Genomic DNA, 2,202 nt, shown 5'->3' with positions numbered 1-2,202 from the left:
CCGATGGCGGAGGCGTAACCCAGGTCGAAGTACTTGAAGCCCGCGTCGTAGAGCTGGAAGACGAGCGTGTAACTGGCGTTTGCGGGGCCGCCGCCGGTCATCGTGTACACCGCGTCGAAGACCTGGAACGAAGCCGTCGTCTCGATCACGGCGAGGAAGAACAGGGCGGGCTTGAGCTGCGGCAGCACGATGTACCGGAACCGCTGCCAGGGGCCGGCGCCGTCGGTGAGGGCGGCTTCCTCCAGCTCCCGGGGGATGTCCTGCATCCGGGCCAGCAGGATGAGCATCCCGTACCCGAAGCGGGACCAGACGCCGACGATCGCGAGCGCGGGCAGCACCAGCACGTCGTCGGAGAGCCAGGAGCCCTCGGACATCCCGAACCAGCTCATCAGGGTGGACCACGGCCCACCGGTCGAGAAGATCCAGACGAAGACGGTGGCGGCCAGCACCAGCGAGGTGACGACCGGCAGGAAGAACACCGAACGGAAGAACTTGGCGCCGCGGAACGCGCGGCGGGTGATCAGCGCCAGCGACACCGAGGCGATGAGCGTGCCCGGCACGGCGAGCACGGTGTAGAGGACCGTGACCTTCAGCGCCTGCCAGAACAGCGGGTCGTCCCAGAGGCGGGTGAAGTTGTCCAGCCCGATGAAGCTGCCACCGCCCGTGAGGGAGTAGTCGGTGAAGCTCATCAGCACACCGGCGATGCCCGGACCGAACCGGAACGCCAGGAAGAGCAGGAAACACGGGAGGACGAAGAGCAGGCCGATCCGGGCCTCGCGGCGCGCCTGCGGCCCGCTGCGACGGCCCCGGCGGGTTGGTTCCGCGACGACTGCCACGGGGATCTCCTTGCGGTACGGGGGAATTGCGGGGGGTCGGGGGGGTGCCCCCGGGGGGAGGGAACGGTGCCCGGGTCGGGGTGCGGCCGGACCCGGGCACCGCGCCCGGTCAGCGGCCGAGCATCGCCTGCGCGGCCTTCTGCGCGGCGTTCAGCGCCTCCTGCGGGCTCTTCTTGCCCAGCAGCGCCGCCTGGATCTCCGGCGCGAGCACGCCCTGGACCTCACGGGCCTTGTCCTGGAGCGGGCCCACGGTCATGCTCGGCAGCGTCGCGCCGACCGCCGTCTGCAGGGCGTCGCCCGGGTACAGGTCGCCGCCGGACTTGCGGGCCGGGAAGTAGCCCGCGTCCTTCTGCAGGCCGGCCGCGTTCTTCGACTCGGCGACGAAGTTCAGCCAGTCGCCGGTGTTCTTCTTGTCGGCGCCCTTCAGCATCGACAGCGCGCCGACCGTGCCGTAGCCGACCGGCTTCGCGTCCTTCAGCGGCGGCTGGACGACGATGTTCTCCTTGCCCCAGAACGGCTCGACGTCCGCCGGGGTGTTCTGCCAGGTGCAGGCGATCTTGCCCTTGGCGGTCGGGGTCTGCTCCAGCTTCGGCGTGGTGGTGACCAGGTCCTTGTCGGTGTATCCGCCGTCGACCAGCTTCTTCAGGTACGTCAGCGCCTTCACACCGGCCGCGTCGTTGAACGTGACCGTCTTGCCGTCCTCGGAGAAGACGTCGCCGCCGGCCTGCCACAGCAGCGGGTAGAAGGTCATGTTCAGGGTCTGCTGGGTGTCACCGCTGTAGCTGGTGGCGTAGTAGCCCTTCTCCTTCAGCTTCGGGGCCAGCGCCTCCAGGTCCGCCCAGCTCGTCGGGTAGGTCTTCTCGCCGATCGCGGCGAACACCCGCTTGTCGCAGATCAGCGGGTTGGCGCTGGTCAGGATCGGGGTGCCGAGCGCCTTGCCGTCGACCGTGACGGACTTCAGCGCGAAGTCGGTGTAGTCCGACTTGGCGTCGGCCGGCATGTAGTCGTCGGCCGGGACGATGTTCTTGGCGTACTTCGGCAGCTGGTCCGGGATCAGGTAGACCGCGTCCGGGCCCTTGCCGGAGGCGATCGCGGTGGCCAGCGCGGTGTCGCGGTTGGCCCACGGGAAGGTCTCCACCTTCACCTTGACGCCCTTGTGCTCCTTCTCGAACGCCTTGACCAGGCCGTCCCAGTACGCCTTGTTCTTGGCCTCGTCGAAGATGACCGGGTACGTCCACATGGTCACGGTGTTGCCGTCGCTGTCGCTCGAACAGCCGGCCAGCACACCGGCGGCGAGCACGGTGGCCAGGACGGGGGCGGCGACGGCACGGACTCTGGAACGGCGGGTGAGGAGACGGGACATGAG

Annotated in this window: 2 protein-coding genes; both read right to left on the bottom strand. The window is 68.9% G+C overall.

The features are described 5' to 3' along the window. Positions 1-836: sugar ABC transporter permease (locus tag ABZ622_RS41940; RefSeq protein ID WP_360552582.1), on the bottom strand; the 836-nt coding region annotated here is incomplete at its 3' end. Between the two features lie 109 nt (positions 837-945). Further along, positions 946-2,199, bottom strand: a complete 1,254-nt coding sequence (locus tag ABZ622_RS41935) for an extracellular solute-binding protein (RefSeq protein WP_360552584.1) — start codon at positions 2,197-2,199, stop codon at positions 946-948. Between the last annotated feature and the right edge of the window lie 3 nt (positions 2,200-2,202).

The organism is Streptomyces sp. NPDC007164 (assembly GCF_040634135.1).
GTDB classification, from domain to species: Bacteria; Actinomycetota; Actinomycetes; order Streptomycetales; family Streptomycetaceae; genus Streptomyces; species Streptomyces sanglieri.
Note: the sequence above shows the minus strand (reverse complement) of the source record. Positions and strands in the feature narration are given on the sequence as shown.

Coding starts and splice junctions, on each gene's coding strand:
- ABZ622_RS41935 (WP_360552584.1), bottom strand. CDS start 2,199: ATGTCCCGTCTCCTCACCCGCCGTTCCAGAGTCCGTGCCGTCGCCGCC.